22 protein-coding genes are annotated in these 19906 nt (G+C 69.7%); 13 read left to right on the top strand and 9 right to left on the bottom strand.

Annotated elements, in window-relative coordinates:
- Positions 1-43: 43 nt before the first annotated feature.
- The gene (locus tag BT364_RS27815; protein WP_072487982.1) at positions 44-820 is read right to left on the bottom strand and encodes a class I SAM-dependent methyltransferase; all 777 of its coding nucleotides are present in this window, start codon (positions 818-820) and stop codon (positions 44-46) included.
- Positions 821-1003: 183 nt separating this feature from the next.
- Between BT364_RS27815 and mshA the strand changes: the two genes are divergently transcribed.
- From mshA to BT364_RS27800, 3 genes are all read left to right on the top strand, one after another.
- Positions 1004-2356: a D-inositol-3-phosphate glycosyltransferase gene (mshA, locus tag BT364_RS27810; protein ID WP_072487981.1), complete on the top strand. Its 1353-nt coding sequence runs from the start codon at positions 1004-1006 to the stop codon at positions 2354-2356.
- Positions 2357-2370: 14 nt separating this feature from the next.
- A complete protein-coding gene (locus tag BT364_RS27805) occupies positions 2371-2913 on the top strand; it encodes a type III secretion system chaperone family protein (RefSeq protein ID WP_072487980.1) in 543 nt (180 codons plus the stop codon).
- A gap of 120 nt (positions 2914-3033) precedes the next feature.
- A complete protein-coding gene (locus tag BT364_RS27800) occupies positions 3034-4770 on the top strand; it encodes a glycosyl hydrolase family 28-related protein (RefSeq protein ID WP_072488057.1) in 1737 nt (578 codons plus the stop codon).
- Positions 4771-4795: 25 nt separating this feature from the next.
- Here the strand turns inward: BT364_RS27800 and BT364_RS27795 are convergent, their stop codons facing one another.
- Complete coding sequence (locus tag BT364_RS27795) at positions 4796-5806, bottom strand: phosphotransferase family protein (protein ID WP_072488056.1); 1011 nt, start codon at positions 5804-5806, stop codon at positions 4796-4798.
- Between the two features lie 185 nt (positions 5807-5991).
- On the opposite strand from BT364_RS27795, the gene BT364_RS27790 reads away from it, so the two are divergent.
- The gene (locus BT364_RS27790; protein ID WP_072487979.1) at positions 5992-6780 is read left to right on the top strand and encodes a hypothetical protein; all 789 of its coding nucleotides are present in this window, start codon (positions 5992-5994) and stop codon (positions 6778-6780) included.
- A 111-nt stretch (positions 6781-6891) separates the two neighbouring features.
- Positions 6892-7233 carry an SCO0607 family lipoprotein gene (locus BT364_RS27785; protein WP_256260246.1) on the top strand — a complete coding sequence of 114 codons (342 nt, stop codon included), beginning with the start codon at positions 6892-6894 and terminating at the stop codon, positions 7231-7233.
- Between the two features lie 19 nt (positions 7234-7252).
- On the opposite strand, the gene BT364_RS27780 is transcribed toward BT364_RS27785, so the two are convergent.
- Together BT364_RS27780 and BT364_RS27775 are read right to left on the bottom strand one after the other, a co-directional pair.
- On the bottom strand, positions 7253-7495 hold the full coding sequence (locus BT364_RS27780; protein WP_072487978.1) for a hypothetical protein: 243 nt from the start codon (positions 7493-7495) through the stop codon (positions 7253-7255).
- Positions 7492-7740, bottom strand: coding sequence for a hypothetical protein (locus BT364_RS27775; protein ID WP_072487977.1), 249 nt, complete (start codon positions 7738-7740; stop codon positions 7492-7494). Before BT364_RS27775 ends, BT364_RS27780 begins: the two co-directional genes overlap by 4 nt.
- A 136-nt stretch (positions 7741-7876) precedes the next feature.
- Here BT364_RS27775 and BT364_RS27770 point away from each other — a divergent pair, with 136 nt between their 5' ends.
- From BT364_RS27770 to BT364_RS27760, 3 genes are all read left to right on the top strand, one after another.
- Positions 7877-8527 carry an AAA family ATPase gene (locus tag BT364_RS27770; RefSeq protein WP_072487976.1) on the top strand — a complete coding sequence of 217 codons (651 nt, stop codon included), beginning with the start codon at positions 7877-7879 and terminating at the stop codon, positions 8525-8527.
- Positions 8524-8931 carry a hypothetical protein gene (locus BT364_RS27765; protein ID WP_072487975.1) on the top strand — a complete coding sequence of 136 codons (408 nt, stop codon included), beginning with the start codon at positions 8524-8526 and terminating at the stop codon, positions 8929-8931. The genes BT364_RS27770 and BT364_RS27765 overlap by 4 nt, the downstream gene beginning before the upstream one ends.
- A 937-nt stretch (positions 8932-9868) precedes the next feature.
- Positions 9869-10468, top strand: a complete 600-nt coding sequence (locus BT364_RS27760) for a hypothetical protein (RefSeq protein WP_072487974.1) — start codon at positions 9869-9871, stop codon at positions 10466-10468.
- 490 nt (positions 10469-10958) lie between these two features.
- Here BT364_RS27760 and BT364_RS41095 read toward each other — a convergent pair whose 3' ends face one another.
- Positions 10959-11543 carry a hypothetical protein gene (locus BT364_RS41095; protein ID WP_143166561.1) on the bottom strand — a complete coding sequence of 195 codons (585 nt, stop codon included), beginning with the start codon at positions 11541-11543 and terminating at the stop codon, positions 10959-10961.
- A gap of 104 nt (positions 11544-11647) precedes the next feature.
- Positions 11648-12355: an NsdA family TPR-like regulatory protein gene (locus BT364_RS27750; protein ID WP_177328252.1), complete on the bottom strand. Its 708-nt coding sequence runs from the start codon at positions 12353-12355 to the stop codon at positions 11648-11650.
- A gap of 381 nt (positions 12356-12736) precedes the next feature.
- On the opposite strand from BT364_RS27750, the gene BT364_RS43985 reads away from it, so the two are divergent.
- Entirely contained in the window at positions 12737-13171 is a 435-nt protein-coding gene (locus BT364_RS43985) for an SDR family oxidoreductase (protein WP_072487972.1), read from the top strand.
- A 30-nt stretch (positions 13172-13201) separates the two neighbouring features.
- Positions 13202-13639: an NUDIX hydrolase gene (locus BT364_RS27740; protein ID WP_072487971.1), complete on the top strand. Its 438-nt coding sequence runs from the start codon at positions 13202-13204 to the stop codon at positions 13637-13639.
- Positions 13640-14333: 694 nt separating this feature from the next.
- On the opposite strand, the gene BT364_RS27735 is transcribed toward BT364_RS27740, so the two are convergent.
- The gene (locus BT364_RS27735) at positions 14334-15095 is read right to left on the bottom strand and encodes a phosphoglyceromutase (protein WP_072487970.1); all 762 of its coding nucleotides are present in this window, start codon (positions 15093-15095) and stop codon (positions 14334-14336) included.
- A gap of 206 nt (positions 15096-15301) precedes the next feature.
- Between BT364_RS27735 and BT364_RS27730 the strand changes: the two genes are divergently transcribed.
- Positions 15302-16609, top strand: a complete 1308-nt coding sequence (locus BT364_RS27730) for an MDR family MFS transporter (protein ID WP_072487969.1) — start codon at positions 15302-15304, stop codon at positions 16607-16609.
- A 135-nt stretch (positions 16610-16744) separates the two neighbouring features.
- Here the strand turns inward: BT364_RS27730 and BT364_RS41760 are convergent, their stop codons facing one another.
- The gene (locus BT364_RS41760) at positions 16745-16894 is read right to left on the bottom strand and encodes a hypothetical protein (protein ID WP_177328251.1); all 150 of its coding nucleotides are present in this window, start codon (positions 16892-16894) and stop codon (positions 16745-16747) included.
- Positions 16895-17065: 171 nt separating this feature from the next.
- Positions 17066-17743, bottom strand: a complete 678-nt coding sequence (gene phoU, locus BT364_RS27725) for a phosphate signaling complex protein PhoU (protein WP_072487968.1) — start codon at positions 17741-17743, stop codon at positions 17066-17068.
- A 198-nt stretch (positions 17744-17941) separates the two neighbouring features.
- On the opposite strand from phoU, the gene BT364_RS27720 reads away from it, so the two are divergent.
- Together BT364_RS27720 and BT364_RS27715 are read left to right on the top strand one after the other, a co-directional pair.
- Positions 17942-19216: a two-component system sensor histidine kinase PhoR gene (locus BT364_RS27720; RefSeq protein WP_072487967.1), complete on the top strand. Its 1275-nt coding sequence runs from the start codon at positions 17942-17944 to the stop codon at positions 19214-19216.
- Complete coding sequence (locus BT364_RS27715) at positions 19213-19893, top strand: two-component system response regulator PhoP (protein WP_072487966.1); 681 nt, start codon at positions 19213-19215, stop codon at positions 19891-19893. The genes BT364_RS27720 and BT364_RS27715 overlap by 4 nt, the downstream gene beginning before the upstream one ends.
- Positions 19894-19906: the final 13 nt, after the last annotated feature.

Raw genomic sequence — 19906 nt, 5'->3', positions numbered from 1 at the left:
GCCCCGGACACCGCCCCGCCGGTTCTGTTCAGCGCGAGTCGGGTTACGGGTTGGGCCGGAGGGCGGCCCATTTCACCGTGACTTCGCCCTGCCGCCACCGCCGTACCCCGTCGGCCAGCGGCCAGTCGCCCGACAGGGACCGCACCGCCGTGATCCAGCGCTGCCGGGCGCCCAGTGAGGCGTACGGGGCCGCCGCGGCCCACGCCCGGTCGAAGTCGCGCAGGAACGCGTGGACCGGCTCGCCCGGCACATTGCGGTGGATCAGCGCCTTGGGCAGGCGCTCCGCGAGGTCGGAGGGGCGGTCCAGGGAGGCGAGCCGGGTCGCGAACGTGACCGTGCGCGGACCCTCCGGGCCGAGCGCCACCCATACGTGCCGGCGACCGATCTCGTCGCAGGTGCCCTCCACCAGCAGCCCGCCCGGCGCGAGGCGGGTGCACAGCCGCCGCCAGACCGCGGCGACCTCGCTCTCGTCGTACTGGCGCAGCACATTCGCCGCCCGGATGAGGTCGGGGCGCTCGGGGAGCGGGATCTCGAAGCCGCCGTGCAGGAAGGTCAGGCCCTCGCGCTCGTACGGCTTCGCCGCCGAGACCCGCTCCGGGTCGATCTCGACGCCGACCACGGACGTGCGCGGCTCGGCGGTGCGCAGCCGGTGCAGCAGCTCGACGGCGGTCCAGGGCGCGGCGCCGTACCCGAGGTCGACGGCGACGGGGTGGTCGGCGCGGCGCAGGGCCGGGCCGTGGGTGGCGGCGATCCAGCGGTCCATGCGGCGGAGCCGGTTCGGGTTGGTGGTCCCGCGGGTCGCGGTGCCGATGGGGCGCATGACAGCGAGCGTAACGATCTCCCGGCAGGCGGGTGACGCGCGCCCGGGTGCCGCCGGGGTGCGGCGCATGCACCGTAATGATTTGGTAAAGCGGAAATGAAAGGAGAGATTCCGCTGTTGCAGCCGTTCGCAGGGGCTCGGGTCCCTTCGGTGTCATGCCCTGGATGAGGAGGACCGGACGACGTGAGTCAGTACGTCTCCCGGCGCGGCAGCAGCCGTGTCGCACCGCGCCTCAGGTTCCCCGCCGCATTCCCCGGCGGCCACCGCAAGCCCCGCCGCATCGCGATGCTCTCCGTGCACACCTCTCCGCTGCACCAGCCGGGCACGGGCGACGCGGGCGGCATGAACGTCTACATCGTGGAGCTGGCCAGGCGCCTCGCCGCGATCAACATCGAGGTCGAGATCTTCACCCGGTCCACCACCGGCGGGCTCCCCCCGGTGGTCGAGCTGGCGCCCGGCGTCCTGGTCCGGCACGTCGACGCGGGGCCGTACGAGGGTCTGGCCAAGGAGGAGCTGCCCGCCCAGCTCTGCGCCTTCACGCACGGCGTGATGCAGGCGTGGGCCGGTCAGGGCCCCGGCTACTACGACCTCGTCCACTCCCACTACTGGCTCTCGGGCCATGTCGGCTGGCTCGCCGCCCAGCGCTGGGGCGTCCCGCTGGTCCACGCCATGCACACCATGGCGAAGGTCAAGAACGCGGCGCTCGCGGCGGGCGACGCCCCCGAGCCGGCGGCCCGTGTCATCGGCGAGACCCAGATCGTCGACGCGGCGAACCGGCTGATCGCCAACACCGCCGAGGAGGCGGACGAGCTCGTCCGCTTCTACGACGCCGATCCCGGCTCCGTCGCCGTCGTCCACCCCGGGGTCAACCTGGACCGCTTCAGCCCCGCCGACGGGCGGGCCGCGGCACGGGCGCGCCTCGGGCTGCCGAAGGACGCCCTGATCCCGCTCTTCGCGGGCCGCATCCAGCCGCTGAAGGCCCCCGATGTGCTGCTGCGGGCGGTCGCCGTCCTGCTGGACCGCGACCCCACGCTGCGCTCCCGGATCGTCGTACCGGTCGTAGGCGGCCCGAGCGGCAGCGGGCTGGCCAGGCCGGAGGGGCTGCAGAAGCTGGCGGCGCGGCTGGGCATCGCCGATGTCGTACGGTTCCAGCCGCCGGTCGGGCAGGAGCAGCTCGCCGACTGGTTCCGGGCCGCTTCCGTGCTGGTCATGCCCTCGCACAGCGAGTCCTTCGGCCTGGTCGCCATAGAGGCGCAGGCGGCGGGCACCCCCGTCGTCGCGGCGGCCGTGGGCGGTCTCCCGGTGGCGGTGCGGGACGGGGTCAGCGGCTTCCTGATACCCGGGCACGACCCGCAGGCGTACGCGCAGGCGCTGGCCCGGTTCGCCGACTCGCCGGAACTGGTCGCCCGGATGGGTGCGGCGGCCGCCGCGCACGCCCAGGGCTTCGGCTGGGACACCGCCGCCTCCGCGACCGCCGACGTGTACACGGCCGCGATGCACGAACACCGCCGCCGCGTACGCTCGCTCCATGCCTGACGTACGCTCGCACCATGGCTGACGTACCCGACGGAGCGGCACCGACCGAAGCGGCGGCGACGCAGGTCGCGCAGGTCATCGAGGCGACCCTGAAGGACGCCGGGCTCGAATGGGAGAGCCCCGCACCAGGTGATTACGTGGTCGGACTTCCCGGCACGCGCAAGCTGTCCACCACCTGCTCGCTGCGCGTCGGCAAGCACTCGCTCTCCCTCAACGCCTTCGTCGTACGCCACCCGGACGAGAACGACGCCGCGGTCCACCGCTGGCTGCTGGAGCGCAACCTCCGCCTCTTCGGCGTGAGTTACGCGATCGACGGGCTCGGCGACATCTATCTGGTCGGCAAGCTGCCGCTCTCCGTGGTCACCCCGCAGGAGCTGGACCGGCTGCTCGGCACGGTCCTCGAAGCGGCCGACGGTTCCTTCAACATTCTGCTGGAGCTGGGCTTCGCGAGCTCGATCCGCAAGGAGTACGAGTGGCGGGTGGCGCGCGGTGAATCCACCCGGAACCTGGACGCGTTCACACACCTGACCCAGCGTCCGGCCGAGCGAAGCAGCTGACCGACCCCGCCCGAACATTCCCCGGTGCACGCCCCTTTCGTCGCGCCGGGGCACCGTGGCATGCTCGCCGCCGACGCGGATATGAACGTCGTTCACATGGATGAAAGGCGGCTCGGATTCATGGCGATCAACGCGAGCAAGGCGGGCAGGGCAGCCGAGGCGGCCAAGGAGGGCATCGGCAGACGCGGCCTGCTGGCCGGCGCCGTGGCCGTCGCCGCGACGGCGGTCACCGGCACCACCGGCAGCGGCACGGCGGCCGCTGCGGGTCGGGCGGCCGGAGGCGGGCCCCGTACGGCCACCCCGCTCTGGCGGGAGTTCGCCGCCGCCCCGTTCACCCATCCGCAGATCCCGTTCATCGGCCTGGCCGGCTACCGCGCCGGCTCCCGCCCGCCCTGCCGCACCGGACGCGGCTTCGTCGCCGACGTCCGGCACTACGGTGCGAAGGCCGACGGCTCCGCCGACGCCGCCCCCGCGATCAACCGGGCCATCGCCGACGCCGGAGAGCGCGGCGGCGGCACGGTGCTCGTCCCCGCAGGCACATACCGCATCGACGACATCATCCGGATCGGCCACAGCGACGTGGTGGTGCGCGGCGCGGGCAGCGGGCGCACCAGGCTGTACGCGACCAGGAACCTCACCGAGCTGATCGGCACGTACGGCAGCCGGTACGGCGGCGACAAGTCCGGCTGGTCCTGGGCCGGCGGCCTCATCTGGCTCTGCCCGAAGGGCCGTTGGGCCTCGCTCACCGAAGCGATCAGGGCGAAGTCCTGGCCCTTCGAGGGCTGGACCGGCAACCGCCGCGACGAGTGGCGGACCCTGACCACCGTCGCCCCCGCCCGCCGCGGCGACCGCTCGGTCACCGTCGACGACGCGACGGGGCTGCGGCGCGGCGGACTCGTCCTGCTCCGCCTCGCCGACGACGCCGGCCACACGCTCCTGGAACACATGGCGGGCGGCGGCCCCGGCCCCGAGGCGTACCACTGGGACGACAAGACCAAGCTGACCTCGTACGTCCCCTACGAGTGGCCGGTCCGCGTCACCTCCGTACACGGCCACCGGGTCACGCTGGAGCGCCCGCTCCCGCTCGACGTCCGGCCCGAGTGGGACCCGCGGCTGACCACCCTCGTCACCCCGCTCACCGGCTCCGGCGTCGAGGGCCTTACGCTCGAAGCGGTCGAGACCCCGCAGTCGCCGCATCTGCTGGACAAGGGGTACAACGGGGTCGCGTTCCAGTGCGCGTACGACTGCTGGGCCGACGACATCACCGTCCGCCACGTCGACAACGGCTTCGGCCTGATCGCCGCCTCCGCCTGCACCCTGCGCCGTACGAAGGTCGCGGGCCGCGGCTCGCACCATCCGTACTACTGCCGCGAGGGCTCGCACGACAACCTGATCGAGGACTTCACCGTCGAGCGGCGCACCGTACCGGCGCCCGCCGGGACGCAGCTGCACGGCATCAACGTCGAGGGCCTGTCCAGCGGCAATGTCTGGTCGCGCGGCGTGATGGAGATGGGGACGTTCGACTCGCACCGGGGGATGCCGTTCGCCGACGTCCGCACCGACATCACGGTCGAGAACAACGGGCGGCACGGCGGCGATGCGAGCGCCGGGCCGCTCTTCGGTGCTCGCTTCACGCACTGGAACATCCGGGTCACCAACGGCCGGGCGGGCCTGATGCGGATCGACGGACTCGCCCCGTACAGCGCGACGGTCGGCATCAGCGAGGTGACGGAGTCCGACCAGATCGACGTCCCCGACTTCACCGGAGATCTGCACACCCGGCTGGAGGCGTACGGCACCCCGGAGGCGGTGTGGCCGCCCAATCTGTACGAGGCCCAGCGGGCACTGGCCGGCTGAGGCCGACGGGGAGCGGCGCCGCGGCTCAGCCCCTGGCCCGCAGCGCCGATTCCACGTCCGCCAGGGCCGATTCGAGCTGCGGGGCGACATGCGTCCACGCCGAGTCCAGGTCCTCCTGGGGAGCGCGGCGCGGGACGGTCTCCACCAGCATGATCAGGTAGAGGTAGCAGCGGTAGAGCGCGAGCCGCAGCCGCACCGACGCGTCGAACACCACCGGTCGCCCGCTGCCCTCCGCGTACCCGGCGAGGAAGTCCTCGTCCTCCTCCATGTTCCCGAACAGGGCGAGCGACACGAAGTCGGCGACCGGGTCGCCCCAGAACATCCGCTCGCCGTCGACGATCCCGCCGATGCTCCGCGCCCCCGGCCCACCGTCGACGAGGAGGTTGCCCTGCCACAGGTCGAAGTGGACCAGGGCGGGGCGTGCGACGTCGTCGAGCACCGGCGACGCGGCGGCGAGCAGGGCACGGATGCCGGCCGTCGGGCGCGGCAGCCGGGCCCGGTAGGCGTCCGCGTCGGCGAGGACGGCGTCGGTCATCGCGGTGAACGCCTGCCGCCAGGTCGGGGCCAACGGGCCCAGAGCCAGGGAGGGATAGCCGAAGCCGGCCGGGTGGGTGACGGCGTGCAGCCGGGCGACGATCCGCCCCAGGTCGGTGCGGAGCCGGCACCCTTCCGCAGCGGACAGCGAGCCGGGAGCGAACTCGCTCCAGGGACGGCCCGGACAGGCCGACATGATCACGTACGGGCCGGTGGGCGCGGCCGGGTCGAGCTCGCTGTGCAGGACGCGGGGGACCGGAGCCGAACCGTCCGCACAGGCGTGGAACGTGGCCTCGTTGACCAGCAGATCGCGCTCGTAGCCCATCAGCGTTCCGGGTGTCGCGGGCGGCGGTATCTTCACCACCCAGTCGCCGCCGTCCGTGAGCGTCACCCGGGAGACCGTGTTGAACGTGCCTCCGGTGAGCGGTGCGCATCGGGCGATCCGTTCCTCCGTCAACCCAACGGAGCGGAAAACGGCTGAGGTTGTTCCGGCTGTCTGCATGGGGGTGATTGTGCCTCCGCGCCGGGTTCCGGTGTGGATCGCGTCGGCCCCGGACACCGCCTTCACAGGAAGATCACAGCGCAGTCACGATCGCATCCCGTGCCCGACTTGATTGATCATCAAACCATTTTCCGCTCATAGAGTGAGCAAAACCGAACACCCTGCTCATAGAGACGGACCGGACCATGCGTTCCACCGCCATACGCCGTACCGCTGTTGCCGCCACCGCGGTGTCCCTGGCCCTGCTCGCCACCGCATGCGGCGGCTCGGACTCCGGTTCCGGCGACAAGGGGGCGGACTCCAAGGGCAAGGAGTCCGCGGCCGCCGCACCCGCGGCCAAGGCGCTGAGCGCCGCCGAGCTGGAGAAGGCCGCGCTGGCCCAGGGCGACGTCAAGGGGCACAAGATCTCCAAGGCCGCGGCCAAGGACACGATCGCCGTCGACGACATCAAGGTGGAGAAGAAGGTCTGCGCCCCGTTGGCGGACGCGCTGATGGGCGCGCAGGTCGGCGAGCCGGGCGCGTTCACCAAGCGCACGGTCGTCAGCGAGCCGAAGAAGGGCGACCTGGCGAAGCAGGACAGCGGGGATGCCGAGGAGGCGTTCAAGGCGGCGTTCGACATCACGACGACGCAGCTGGCCCTCGGTTCGTACGACGGCAAGGGCGCTCAGGAGTCGGTCGCCTCGCTGCGCACCGCGGCCACCGAGTGCGCCGGCGGCTTCGAGTTCACGGCGGCCGGTGAGAAGCAGAAGGTCGCCAAGATCACCGAGGAGCAGGTCAAGGGCGGCGAGGAGGCGGTTGCCTGGACCGTGCAGCTGGAACAGGGCGGGGAGAAGGTGGAGTTCAAGCTCGTGGCCATGCGCCAGGGCGCCGCGTTCGCCTCGTTCTCCTCGATGAACCTGGCCGCGATGGGCGGCGGCGGGGACTTCGAGCTGCCGACCGCGGTGGTCGAGGCGCAGGCCGCGAAGCTGGCGTAGGGGCACGCGGCGGACGAGTACGTGATGCCCCACGCGTGAGTATTCGTACTCATGATCGACGTTTCGCGCTCCGTGCAGGCTGGGAGTATCAGCCAGTACGGAGGAGCGATCATGTACGGGATCAGCCGAATCGGCCGGGCGGCGTCCGCGAGGGGCGGGCGCCGCGCGAGCCGTTGTGCAGTCGGGCTCGCCCTGGCCTCCGCGACCGTTGCGGCGCTGACCACGGGCTGCTCGATGCAGGACGCGATCTGCGGCGGCGGCGAGTACCCGGTCATGACGATCGGGAGCACCGGATCGGCTTGCGTGCCCGACGACGAGGACCCGCCGAAGGGGTACGTCCGCTACCCGGAGGACAAGGTCCCCGAGCATGTGGACGACAAGTGGGACAAGTACTGGCGGACCCACAGCGTGGACAAGGACGGCAGGATCGTCGAAGTCCCCGCCGGTTCCTAGGAGTCGGGCCGGCGCCGGCTCAGGGCAGCGGGACGAGCCTCACCACGGTGACGATCAGGACGCTCCCGGAGACGTAATAGAGCACGATCGCCCCGGCGACCGTCGCCTCGCGGCGGTCGCGCTCGCTCTTGACGGCCGACGACCCGTGTCCGTACGGGTCGAGGCCCAGGGTGCGTGCCATCTCGGCGCGGAAGGTCTCCCCGTCGCGCAACTTGGCCAGGGAGTCGTCGGCGGGCGGTGCGTAGGAGATGCGGAAGCTCAAGCGACGCTCCGCCTCTCGGCCTCGTCCTGTGCCAGCCGGTCCAGGATCCGCTCGGCCTCGGGATCGGGTACGGCCTCCAGCATCCAGTGCCGCATCACGGCCTGGATCTCGTGCACCCCCGCCTCGTTGATGGCGCGGTCGAACTCCTCGCGCCGCTCCTCGGGCAGCGTGTCCCGGATGGCCGGAATGCTGTTGGGCACGTCGACCTCTGCGCCGCCGACGAAGGTTTTCAGGGGCTCGCCCATGGTTGCTCTCCCCGCTCTCCTTGCTCTCTCCGCACGGCCCGTCCGGTCGGCTCCGCCCTTGCGAGGGCCAGTACTTCGGGTCACCGTAGCGCCAGCGCAGTCGGCGGACACGGAACCCACGCGATACGTTCGCCCCGTGACAGCGACATCATGGGACATATTGCTGATCGGTGGAGCCTCGGGCGTCGGCAAGAGCCGGGCGGCGGCCCAACTGGCCGATGAACAGGACGAGTCGAAGGGGTTCGTGATCGAGTTCGACGACGTGGTCAGCGCCGTCGAGGCCATGACGACGGCCGAACACCACCCCGCACTCCACCACTTCGAGGGCATCCCCGACACGGCGCGGCTCACCGTCGACCAGGTGCTGGACCTCCAGATCGCCACCGCCAGGGCCCTCGAACCCGCGGTGCTGGGCGTGGTCCGCAACCGCCTGACCGTCGACGTACCCGCCGTGATCGAGGGCGACTACCTCACCCCGGCCGCCGCGGCGGAGGCCATCCGAGAGGGACGGGCGGCCGGCCGCCGGGTGCGGGCGGTGTTCCTGCACGAACAGGACCCGGAACAGATCCTCGCCAACTACACCGCCAGGGAGCCCGGCAGCGGCGAACAGCACCACCGGGCACAGGTCAGCGCCGCGTACTCGCACTGGCTGTTCCGGCAGGCCTCCCGGCACGGACTGCCGGTGGTCGAATGCCGCCCCTGGACCGGCCTCCCGGGGCGTGTGGAAAGGGCGTTGGGGCAGCACGGGCCGGTGATGTCAGACCCCGGCCATACGCTCGGACCATGAGCGTTTCCCTCTACTACAGCGCCCGCCGGGCACAGCCGCTGACCGACGCCGAGTCGGCCGCCGTCGAGCGCGTGGTCGCCGCGCGCGCCCGGTCGTTCCCGTACGACGACGAGGAGAGCCTGTATCTGTACGGCGGTGACGACGACGAGGACGACCAGATCCTCGCCGGCTCCACGAAACTGCCGAGCGACCCCGGCCGGTGGATACCGGTGATGGTCCATGTCCTCGACTCCGTCACCGAACTGCGCCGCACCGTCGGTGGAGCCGAGTGGCACGTCCACATGGACGACGTCGACGTCCCGTGGGACGAGAGCGAGGGGTACGCCCTGCCGGGCATGCGCGACGCGGCCCTCGCCGCCGAGCTCGGCGGCCTCTGCGGCAACCCGGGCGAACAGGCCGGGTGAGAGGGGGAGGGAACTGGTCCGGCGTTTGCGGCGCGTCAGGCACTGGCTGTTGATCTGGTCATCGGCGGCCGTCATCGAGCGGTCTCGGGCGGCCCGGGAGGCATGGCCGCGGGGGTGCTGCTGAGAGCGACGCCGCTGGGGGGAGCGTCAGCCTCCGGCGCATGCGGCCCGCTCACGCAATTCCTGAGCCTCCGGAACTCCTCTGTATCGGCGGAGGCGAACCTGCATGTCCTGGGGAGCGGCCTGGACCTTCACCGAACGGATGCCGTCGGCGCAGTCGAGGAAGTCGCGCATTTCCTGCCGGTGATTGCTGGAGCCCGGGGACGGCGCTGCATCTGCGACGGTTTACATCTCCCAACAGACCCGGCAGGCTGCGCCCCCCATGTGTGTAAGGACTTCTGTGCTTCTCGTCCGCACCTTTGCAGGCCAGGACTGAGATTGCGATCTCGAAACTGGCAGAGACCGCTGCCAACCTCCGTGATCGCGGAGCTTTGCAAGGTGGTTCGTAGTCGCCGGCATGTCGCTGAAAACGGAAAGTCCACCCGATTTCTATTCGGTAGGAGTTGTCACTCGGTGTGCGCAGTTCGGTGTTTTGCCTCGGTGTGAACATAGAGCATCGTGAATGCGCAATATGCTTGCGTTGTCCCTGGCCCGCACGGTCCTCGCGTCGGAAATCCGGCCGACTTCACCTCGGCGACCGACGTCGCTGCTGAGAGCAGTGCCTGGCGCCTCCTGGGTGTCGCCGCATTTCACCATGGATGCTGCTCTTCTTCGGCGATGCAGGAGGAGTTGTCCGCCGCTCTCCCGGAAGAAATTGCTCGCAGAGTTGGTCGGTGTCACCGTGAACGCGAAGGTGTGCGTAATGGGAAGTGGCTGATCCTTTTCGTGGTAGAGTCTTAATGAATTCACAGGACGCCGCGATTAAAAGGGGAATGGCGTGAATACCGAGAAGGTTACGGCTCGACGTCTTACGGCCGAGGAGATTTCAGGCTTGGGTCTCCAGGACGGTATCTTCGTCTCGGCAGGGATGGGTGGCCTTCCTCTCGACTGCTATGCTCCGGCTTTCCTTACGGAGCCGGGCAAAAATTTCGAGGGAGGGTCCTTCGCTGCGAGGACAGTTTTCGGTGAGGAGATTCACGTCCTCCCGGACAATGCTGAAGAGGCTGGGATCTGGATCGCTGACGAGGCGGGGGAGGAAATCGAGGTTCTCCAGAGTGCCGGCGTCCTCCTGAACCTTGCCCTCTTCGTGCCCGGCGGGAACAAGGAATCCCTGGAGTCGCTCTACTCCGCCGCGCGGGACGCGTTCGGTGCGGGGGTCGTTCAGCGCTGGAGCGAGGAAGTCGTCGCGGTGCCGGACGTCAAGGTCGACCTGTACGAGGAGCCGGCCCGGGCGCGGAAGAACACGAACAGCCAGAACCGCGACCGCCGCGCCCTGGACATCTACCCGACCCGAGTGCGGTTCCTGGAGCCCAGTGAGGGCTGGAAGTTCATTGTCGAACCGCACAAGGAGATCGTCGATGACACACCGACGATCTGACCTGATGGCAGCCTGGAGGCCAAGCCGGAGGCACAAGCCCGCTCCCGGTGACGGATTCAAGAGGGCGTAACAACCCGCTGGTCAAGCGGTTGTTGTCAGCAGTTCAGTCAGACGCTCGGCTGGAGCTTCCCAGCCGAGCGTTCTGCGTGGAGCGGGGGACGAGAATCGAACTCGCGCGCTGAGCTTGGGAATCTATGCGCATGGGCGCCCCGCATGGTCTCTGAACTGCAGTTTTCTTCCCTGTCGGGCTCCATCGAGACTGTCCCTGCCGACCGGATTTGACCGCTGTTCACCGCCTCAAGGGGTACGGCTGGGGCACGCCCGGCCGTGGTGGCCAAGGCGCCGCCTCACCGTTCCGAGGGGAACAACCGGCTGCTGTCGCAGAGCGATTATCCCCGGGGTTGCGTCCGCAAGCGGTCGTCAGTGAAGGGTGGTCCCCCCGGCCCTGTCCGGCACTTCGTGCGAGGCGGTGGTAGTCCGTAGAGTCCGATCAGCTACCTGAGAGCCCATACTGAGGAAGCGGCCACTCGATTTCCCCGTACTGCGAAGTCCAGTAAAGAGAATTCAGGATGAGCGTGGAGTTTCCTGCCCGAGTCACGGGATGCAGGTCTTCCTGGTTGTTTCGATAGAAATCGAAATCCACCTTCTGGCCATCCGGGGTGATTTCCGAAAAGTCGATACCCAGGAGGCTGCAAATGTAGAGCAGGTAGTCACTTCGTGGCGTCAAGCCGGATAGGTACGCGTGAAGATAGGCGCAGATGTCCAGCATTGCGCGTCCCTTGTCGGTTACGGCGATCAGTCCGTGGTCGTTTACCTCACGCGACAGCATCCCAGTCAGCTGGAGGCGGAGAAGTTCTTCCTTCAGTGCCGGGATTTTTATACCGTAGCGCTTGGAGGCGTGCGTGTAGTTTCCGACGTAGCCATCCCGTGCGATCTGGGCGAGGAGCCATGGTGAGCACCCCACTCGTCCCGACCTGGAAAACTCTCGGACGTCGGGAGGTGAGAGGCCTCCGAGTGCGACGGTCAACAGCAAGTCTCGGTGGATGTCATGCCGGAGCCCACCGCGAACCACCATTCGCCCTTCTTCGCTGTCTGCGTCAAAGTCTGCCGGAATCCAAAAGATCCTGAGCTTTGGCAGGTTGGGGCGCGGAAACTGTCAACCGGCAACGAGTTCTGGGTTCACTCAAGGACGCGGGCCGCCCGCTCACGAAGTTCCTGGGCCTCCGGCACTCCGCTGTATCGCGTCAGCCGGACGCGCATGTCTTGGAGGGCGGCCTGGACCTTCACCGAGCGGATGCCGTCGGCGCAGTCCAGGAAGTCGCGCCAGGTGGCCATGGCCCCGTCGACATCGCCTTGGCGCAGGCGCACGCCGCCGAGGTCGGCGAGGACGATGGCGCGGGTGCGGCGGCGGTCGAGGCCGTGGATGTCGAGGGCCAGGTGAAGGTGTTCCTCGGCGGCGCCGAGGTCGCCGAGGCGGTAGAGGATCATGCCGGACTCGTGGGCCCAGCGGCCCGGGGAGTAGTGGGCGGCCCAGGAGTCACCGGCCACAGCGGCTGGCTTGCTGATGGCTGCCTCGGACATGGTGAGGTGCTTGGTGGCCGTGCGGCGATCGTCGTCCTGGGCGGCGGCGTTGGCGAGGGTGGCCTCGTAGTAGGCGACGGCACGCGGGTTGTCGAGGTGGCGGCCGTAGTCCACGCAGGCTTCACCGAGCTGGACGGCCTCGGCCCGGTAGCCGAGGTCGACGCACTGCACGGCGAGGCCGCGGAGAGCGGTCGCCGACAGCTCCGGATCGCCGGCCTCGGCAGCCAAGCGGAAGGAGTGGGCGTAGTAGCGCTGGGCGAGCCCGCGCAGTTCGGGGGTGTCGCCTTCGTCGGCCTTCTCGCCCACACCGAGCACTCCTCCGCACAGATCCCGTTGGCGAATCCGACGCTCAGCGCCGAGGACATTCCGTTGGCCGACGGCCCCGGATAGGCACTCCGGCCTCGGCCTGTCCTCCCCAGCCGGAGCCCCACCGCATTCTCGCCGCAGGTCGTCCACGGCACCTTGCCGGCGTACACGCTCCGCATCACCAGTGCAGCGGCCTGGAGGAGATCCACGCATTCCTCGCCCTGCGCATCCTCGGAGTCATCCCTGCCTTCCGGCTGACAGGGCACGATCTTCTGCTCGTACTGATCAAGCTCGCCGAGAGCCAGGACCCGCTCACGACGATCGACACCTTCTTCACCACCGCGCCGGCCCCTCACCCCCACTCTGGCGAACGGACCAGCGATGTCCCTGCCCCTGCTTGAGACCCCTCTCCTGGCCCGCCCGCTCCAGGGCCGCAACGCCCTCGTCACCGGCGGGGCCACCGGCATCGGTGCCGAGATCGGACGGGCGCTCGCCGCCGCCGGCGCGACCGTCGCGGTCAACCACCTCGGCCAGGACCCCGACGCCCACGCCCTCCTCGCCGTCTTCGAGCGCGACGGCAGCCCCGGAATTGCGGCGAACGCCGACCTGACCGACCCCGGCGCCATCCAGGTCGAGGCCGACGCGATCCCCGCCCAGCACCGTGCGCGCCCGGAGGACCAGATCAAACGCCAGTGCGTCCCTCGCCGTGGCCGGCCCGAAGACGTCGCGGCCCTGGTGACGTTCCTCGTGGGCCCTTCCGCCTCGTTCATCACTGGGCAATCCGTCCACGTCGACGGCGGCTGGCTGCTGCACTGAGACCGCCAACAAGCAAGGAGACAGACCGACATGATCGAACGAGTCCGCGCCGTCCTCGTCACCGCTGACGACACGATGCTGGTCATTCGCCGCACCAAGCCCGACATCTCTGAGTATTGGGTACTGCCCGGCGGCCGCGTCGAAGCCAGCGACGAGTCTCGGGAGGCCGCCCTCCACCGCGAGATCCACGAGGAGATCGCGGGGAAGGCCGACATCGTCAGCCTTCTCCACACGATGGAGTCCGACGACGAGCGTCAGCTCTTCTACCTCGCCCGCATCGCGACCTGGTCCTTCGATGACCGCACCGGTTCCGAGTTCAGCGCCGAGGGCCGTGGCGAATACGCGCTGGAGGAGATCCCGCTGACCGTGGAGGGGCTCGACGGCATCGACCTCAAGCCCGAGGAGATCGCTCACGTCCTGCGGGGAGCCATCAGTGCCGGAAGCCTCGGAGGCGAGGCATCGCGCTGAGCCTTCGAGCACATCAACACACCGCTGGGGCCGACACTGAGATGAGTCGGTCCTGGTGGCGTCCCACGCACTGCTGGCTTGGCACCGTGTTGATGTCGGAAGGACTTGGCGGAGTGCCGGGCAGCGAACCGCGCCCGCGGTTCCTGAGGCCGAGCGGCGCTTTGTCGCACGCCCGCCCGGACTATCCTCGTCACGTGCTGTGCGGCGCTGATCGCGCGGGACGCGGATAGTCCACTCCGCTCATGACACACGCCACTTGGGGCGGATCCTGCAACGTGGGACCGGAGGGCGAGCCTCTGGCATCCAGCAACGTCATGCGTGCCATCGATGCAGGTCGGATGGGTGACCATGGCCCGCGAATGGCACGCGCCGTGAAATTGGACTAGACAATAAGAAAAGCCCGGGTCAATGACCAGGGCCTTCATTGTGGAGCGGGTGACGAGAATCGAACTCGCGCGCTGAGCCTGGGAAGCTCAGGTGATTCGGTGGCGAGGGCTTCCCTGGGCTGGGGCGGAGCATTTCGGATACTGAACTTGAATGTGTGATGTCGGCCTGATCGGCAGTCAGTTGCCTGTGAAGCGTTTTCCCCCGGTCGAGGTCACGTTGGAGCAGACGGCCCAGCGACGGCCCCGGCGCAGGAACGAGCCCCCTACCTCGCGGATGAACCGCAGACAGGGGGCTCGTTTTGGTTGTGCTACTTCTTCTTGCCCTGGTTCTTCACGGCCTCGATGGCGGCCTTCGCCGCGTCCGGGTCGAGGTACGTGCCGCCCGGCTTCAGGGGGCGGAAGTCGGCGTCCAGCTCGTAGACGAGCGGGATACCGGTCGGGATGTTCAGGCCCGCGATGTCGGCGTCGGAGATGCCGTCGAGGTGCTTGACCAGGGCCCGGAGGCTGTTGCCGTGGGCGGCGACCAGGACGGTCCTGCCGTCGAGGAGGTCCGGGACGATGCCGTCGTACCAGTACGGCAGCATGCGGGCGACGACGTCCTTGAGGCACTCGGTGCGCGGGCGCAGCTCCGGCGGGATCGTCGCGTAGCGCGGGTCGTCGCTCTGCGAGAACTCGGTGCCGTCCTCCAGGGCGGGCGGCGGGGTGTCGTAGGAGCGGCGCCAGAGCATGAACTGCTCCTCGCCGAACTCGGCGAGCGTCTGCGCCTTGTCCTTGCCCTGCAGGGCGCCGTAGTGGCGCTCGTTCAGCCGCCAGGTGCGGTGGACCGGGATCCAGTGGCGGTCCGCGGACTCCAGCGCGAGCTGCGCGGTGCGGATGGCGCGCTTCTGGAGGGAGGTGTGCAGGACATCGGGGAGCAGACCGGCGTCCTTGAGCAGCTCACCGCCGCGGACTGCCTCCTTCTCGCCCTTCTCCGTGAGGTTGACGTCCACCCAGCCGGTGAACAGGTTCTTCGCGTTCCATTCGCTCTCGCCGTGGCGGAGGAGGATCAGCTTGTACGGTGCGTCGGCCATGGGCCCGAGCGTAATCGAACCCGTACGGGCGCTGCGCGGCCGGTCACAGGGCGGACAGGGCGGGCCCGGCGGGCGGCCGGGAGCGGGACGATTGACGGCAGGCGTCAATCGAGTGGCGGACCGGAATTCAGGATTCGTAACGTTCGGACAGCAGCCGGGCCTCTTACCGGCGCTGTCCGTTCCGCGCTTCCCTGGGGGGATTCCGTATGTCTGTCGCCGGTCTCAGACGGGCCGCACGCGAATCCGTGTCCGGGCTCCCCAGGCAGTTCTGGTGGCTGTGGACCAGCACACTGGTCAACCGCCTCGGTGGCTTCGTCGCCACGTTCATGGCGCTCTACCTGACCCTGGACCGCGGCTACTCGGCCTCGTACGCCGGACTGGTCGCCGCGCTGCACGGGCTCGGCGGGGTCGTCTCCTCTCTCGGGGCGGGGGTGATGACCGACCGGCTCGGCCGCCGGCCCACCATGCTCATCGCGCAGACGTCGACGGCCGTGTCCGTGGCCGTGCTCGGGTTCATGGTCCACCCGGCGGCGATCGCGGCGGTCGCCTTCCTCGTCGGCATGGCCAGCAACGCGTCGCGGCCCGCCGTGCAGGCGATGATGGCCGACATCGTCCGGCCCGAGGACCGGGTGCGGGCCTTCTCGCTCAACTACTGGGCCATCAACCTCGGCTTCGCCGTCTCGTCGGCCGGTGCCGGGTTCGTCGCCGAGTACAGCTATCTCGCCGGGTTCCTCGGCGAGGCCGCGATGACGCTGGCCTGCGCCGTCGTCGTCTTCATGAAGGTGCCCGAGACACGGCCGGACAAGCCGGTGGTGGCCGGGCGCGCGGTCGACGACGGTGCGGAGGAGGTCCGGCTCTCCACCGTGCTGCGCGACGGCCGGTTCATGACCGTCGTCGGGCTGTCCTTCGTCATCGCCCTGATCTTCCAGCAGGGGTACGTGGGGCTGCCGGTGGCCATGGGGGCCGACGGGTTCTCCAGCTCCGACTTCGGCACCGCGGTCGCCGTCAACGGCGTGCTGATCGTGGCGCTCCAGATCCCCGTCACCCGCTTCATCCAGCACCGCGACCCGCGCCGGCTGCTCGTCGTGTCGTCGCTGCTGGCGGGGTACGGGTTCGGGCTGACCGCGTTCGCCGGGTCGGTCGCGGTCTACGCGCTGACCATCTGCGTCTGGACGGTCGCCGAGATCGTCAACTCGCCGATCCAGAGCAGCCTGGTCGTCCGGCTGTCGCCGGCCCGGGGCCGCGGCCGCTACCAGGGCATGTACACGTTGTCGTGGTCCGCGGCCGCGCTGATCGCGCCGCTGATGTCGGGCCAGGTGATCGACCGCTTCGGGGCCGAGTGGCTGTGGGGTGCCTGCGCCGTCCTGGGGACCGGGGCCGCGCTGGGGTACTGGCTGCTGATGCGGAACCTTCCGGGCCGGGACGAGGCGGCGTCCGAGGCCGGCCGGGTCGCGGAGAGCGGCGGGGGAGAGCCCGCTTCCGGGGCCGAGGCCGCCGTCGAACGGACGGGCTGAGAGCCGCCGCGCGGAGACGAACCGCCCCGCACACGGCGGCGCCCCGCGCGGAGCGGTTCGTCTCCGCGCGGGGCACACTCGGGCCTGTCCGGTGGATCAGGGCCGGACGGGCCCCCGGCATTCCGTGTCGGCCGGTCAGCCGCAGCAGCCACCGCACTGGCACGGGGCCCCGGACTGGCAGCCGCAGCCGCAGCCCGAGCCGCAGCCGCAGGCGCCGAGCAGGGTCAGGTGCACCACCTCGGCAGGTGCTTCCTGCTGGGGGTCGGTAGTGGGGGAATCGGCCATGGTTCCTCCTCAAGGCGTACAACAGGGCCGTACGCCACAACGACGCGCGTACGGCCGGGGCGTACGGACAAGGCGTGCCGCCCCACCCCTATTGCATGCCCACCCCGGCGGGCGCATCAACGGCGCATGTGCGCAGAAACACTTGTGCGACCCCGATGCGCCCATGTGCGCCTACGCGCCCTCCACCGGCGTCTGCTGCTGGATCTCGTCGGCGTACTCGCCCGTCACCAGGTAGACGACCCGCTTGGCGACCGACACCGCGTGGTCCGCGAAACGCTCGTAGTAGCGGCCGAGCAGGGTCACGTCGACGGCGGTCTCGATACCGTGCTTCCAGCGGTCGTCCATCAGGTGCTGGAACAGCGTGCGGTGCAGCAGGTCCATCTCGTCGTCGTCCTGCTCCAGCTGGAGCGCCAGGTCGACGTCCTTGGTGATGATCACCTCGGCGGCCTTGGCCATCAGGCGCTGCGCCAGCTGCCCCATCTCCAGAATGGTGGCGTGCAGGTCGTGCGGCACCGCCGACTGCGGGAACCGCAGCCGGGCCAGCTTGGCGACGTGCTGGGCGAGGTCGCCGGAGCGCTCCAGGTCGGCGCTCATCCGCAGGGAGGTGACCACGATGCGCAGATCCGTCGCCACGGGCTGCTGCCGGGCGAGCAGGGCGATGGCCCGCGCCTCCAGGTCGTGCTGCAGGTCGTCGACCTTCTGGTCGGCGGCGATCACGCTCTCCGCGAGCTTGAGATCGGCATCGAGCATGGACGTCGTCGCCCGGCCGATCGCCGACCCGACGAGACGGGCCATCTCGACCAGCCCTTCGCCGATCGAGTCGAGTTCCTCGTGGTACGCGTCACGCATGGAAGTCCCTCTCCAGTCCTCTGTGTAAGGCCGGGGCACGGTTCGAACCCCACGCTGCCACCCTGAGTGGCGTACGCGTCGGCTTCCGGCCGCCCAAGTGAACCAACCCTTGCTCCTCGGTGAACTCTGGGCGACGAGTGTTCGGATACGCACTCGGATGGCTGGGAGAGCCCTCCGGGACCCGCATAACCTTGACGTATGGACGTGAACGCGGCAGTCGCCGCAGCTGCGGCGATCGGCGGTGCGTGCACCGGCGTGATCGCCATGCTTGCGTTCCGCTGGAGCGAGCGCGACCAGAAGAAGCCGACGCGGACCTCCATGCGGCCCGACAGCAACGCACCCCTGCCGCCCGGGGTGGACACGGTCCTGTCCGTGCTCAGCTCCTCGGCGGTCGTGCTCGACGAGAGCGACAGCGTGGTCAAGGCCAGCTCTGCCGCCTATGCGCTGGGACTGGTCAGGGGCGGACGGCTCGCCGTCGACGCGATGCTGAACATGGCCAGGGACACCCGGCGCGACGGCGAGATACGCCAGGTCGAACTGGACCTTCCCCGGCGCGGTACGGGCCGCGGCGAGGCCCTCGCGGTCTCCGCCCGGGTCGCCCCGCTCGGCTCCCGGCTGGTGCTCCTGCTGGTCGAGGACCTCACCGAGGCCCGCCGGATAGAAGCGGTACGGCGCGACTTCGTCGCCAATGTCAGCCATGAGCTCAAGACCCCGGTCGGCGCACTCTCGCTGCTCTCGGAGGCCGTGATGGACGCCTCCGACGACCCGGAGGCGGTGGAACGCTTCGCGGGCCGGATGCAGATCGAGGCGACCCGGCTGACCAACCTCGTACAGGAGATCATCGACCTCTCACGGGTGCAGAACGACGACCCGCTGGAGGACGCCGAACCGGTCCGGGTGGACGAGCTGGTGGCCGAGGCCATCGACCGCTGCCGCCAGCAGGCCGGCTCCAAGCAGATCACCATGGCTGCGGGCGGCGCCGCGGAGCTCCGTATCTGGGGCAACCGCGGCCAGCTCGCCGCGGCGCTCGGCAACCTCGTCGAGAACGCCGTCAACTACAGCCCCGCCCGTACCCGAGTGGGCATCGCCGCCAGGCGACTGTCCATGCCGGGCGGGGACCAGATCGAGATAGCCGTGACCGACCAGGGCATCGGCATCTCGGAGAAGGACCGCGAGCGGGTCTTCGAACGCTTCTACCGCGTCGACCCGGCCCGCTCACGGGCCACCGGTGGCACCGGCCTCGGCCTCGCCATCGTGAAGCACGTGGCCGCCTCGCACGGCGGGGAGGTCACCGTCTGGAGCTCGGAGGGCCAGGGCTCCACCTTCACCCTGCGGCTGCCCGAAGCGGGCTCCGTACGGGAACGGGACCGCAGCTCGGACGGACCACCCGTCGTCAACGGCGACGAGGGCCCCCGTGGACCCGCTCACCCCGACACCCTTGAACCATTCCCTGCCCCGGAGGTCCTTCCGTGACCCGAGTGCTCGTCGTCGAGGATGAGGAATCCTTCAGCGACGCCCTGTCCTACATGCTCCGCAAGGAGGGCTTCGAGGTCGCCATCGCGGCCACGGGCCCGGACGGGCTTGACGAGTTCGAGCGCAACGGCGCCGACCTCGTGCTGCTCGACCTGATGCTGCCGGGCCTGCCCGGCACGGAGGTCTGCCGTCAGCTGCGCAGCAGGTCCAATGTCCCCGTGATCATGGTCACGGCGAAGGACAGCGAGATCGACAAGGTCGTCGGCCTGGAAATAGGAGCCGACGACTACGTGACCAAGCCCTTCTCCTCGCGGGAGCTGGTCGCCCGCATCCGCGCGGTGCTGCGCCGCCGCGGCGAGCCGGAGGAGGTCACGCCGGCCGCCCTGGAGGCGGGCCCGGTGCGGATGGACGTGGACCGCCACGTCGTCACGGTCGCCGGCGGCAAGGTCGACCTCCCGCTCAAGGAGTTCGACCTGCTGGAGATGCTGCTGCGCAACGCGGGCCGGGTCCTGACCCGCATGCAGCTGATCGACCGGGTGTGGGGCGCGGACTACGTGGGTGACACCAAGACCCTCGACGTCCACGTCAAGCGGCTGCGCGCCAAGATCGAGCCCGACCCGGGCGCTCCCCGCTTCCTGGTGACGGTACGGGGCCTGGGGTACAAGTTCGAGCCGTAGACAGCCGGGTACG

This window comes from Streptomyces atratus, assembly GCF_900119365.1.
Classification (GTDB): Bacteria; Actinomycetota; Actinomycetes; order Streptomycetales; family Streptomycetaceae; genus Streptomyces; species Streptomyces atratus_B.
This window is presented reverse-complemented; position numbering and strand designations above follow the sequence as displayed.

Coding starts and splice junctions, on each gene's coding strand:
- BT364_RS27765 (WP_072487975.1), top strand. CDS start 8,524: ATGAGCGTTTCCCTCTACTACAGCGCCCGCCGGGCACAGCCGCTGACC.
- BT364_RS43985 (WP_072487972.1), top strand. CDS start 12,737: ATGTCCCTGCCCCTGCTTGAGACCCCTCTCCTGGCCCGCCCGCTCCAG.
- BT364_RS27785 (WP_256260246.1), top strand. CDS start 6,892: ATGTACGGGATCAGCCGAATCGGCCGGGCGGCGTCCGCGAGGGGCGGG.
- BT364_RS27790 (WP_072487979.1), top strand. CDS start 5,992: ATGCGTTCCACCGCCATACGCCGTACCGCTGTTGCCGCCACCGCGGTG.
- BT364_RS27795 (WP_072488056.1), bottom strand. CDS start 5,806: ATGCAGACAGCCGGAACAACCTCAGCCGTTTTCCGCTCCGTTGGGTTG.
- BT364_RS41095 (WP_143166561.1), bottom strand. CDS start 11,543: ATGGTGGTTCGCGGTGGGCTCCGGCATGACATCCACCGAGACTTGCTG.
- phoU (WP_072487968.1), bottom strand. CDS start 17,743: ATGCGTGACGCGTACCACGAGGAACTCGACTCGATCGGCGAAGGGCTG.
- BT364_RS27775 (WP_072487977.1), bottom strand. CDS start 7,740: ATGGGCGAGCCCCTGAAAACCTTCGTCGGCGGCGCAGAGGTCGACGTG.
- BT364_RS27730 (WP_072487969.1), top strand. CDS start 15,302: ATGTCTGTCGCCGGTCTCAGACGGGCCGCACGCGAATCCGTGTCCGGG.
- BT364_RS27740 (WP_072487971.1), top strand. CDS start 13,202: ATGATCGAACGAGTCCGCGCCGTCCTCGTCACCGCTGACGACACGATG.
- BT364_RS27735 (WP_072487970.1), bottom strand. CDS start 15,095: ATGGCCGACGCACCGTACAAGCTGATCCTCCTCCGCCACGGCGAGAGC.
- BT364_RS27815 (WP_072487982.1), bottom strand. CDS start 820: ATGCGCCCCATCGGCACCGCGACCCGCGGGACCACCAACCCGAACCGG.
- BT364_RS27800 (WP_072488057.1), top strand. CDS start 3,034: ATGGCGATCAACGCGAGCAAGGCGGGCAGGGCAGCCGAGGCGGCCAAG.
- BT364_RS41760 (WP_177328251.1), bottom strand. CDS start 16,894: ATGGCCGATTCCCCCACTACCGACCCCCAGCAGGAAGCACCTGCCGAG.
- BT364_RS27720 (WP_072487967.1), top strand. CDS start 17,942: ATGGACGTGAACGCGGCAGTCGCCGCAGCTGCGGCGATCGGCGGTGCG.
- BT364_RS27805 (WP_072487980.1), top strand. CDS start 2,371: ATGGCTGACGTACCCGACGGAGCGGCACCGACCGAAGCGGCGGCGACG.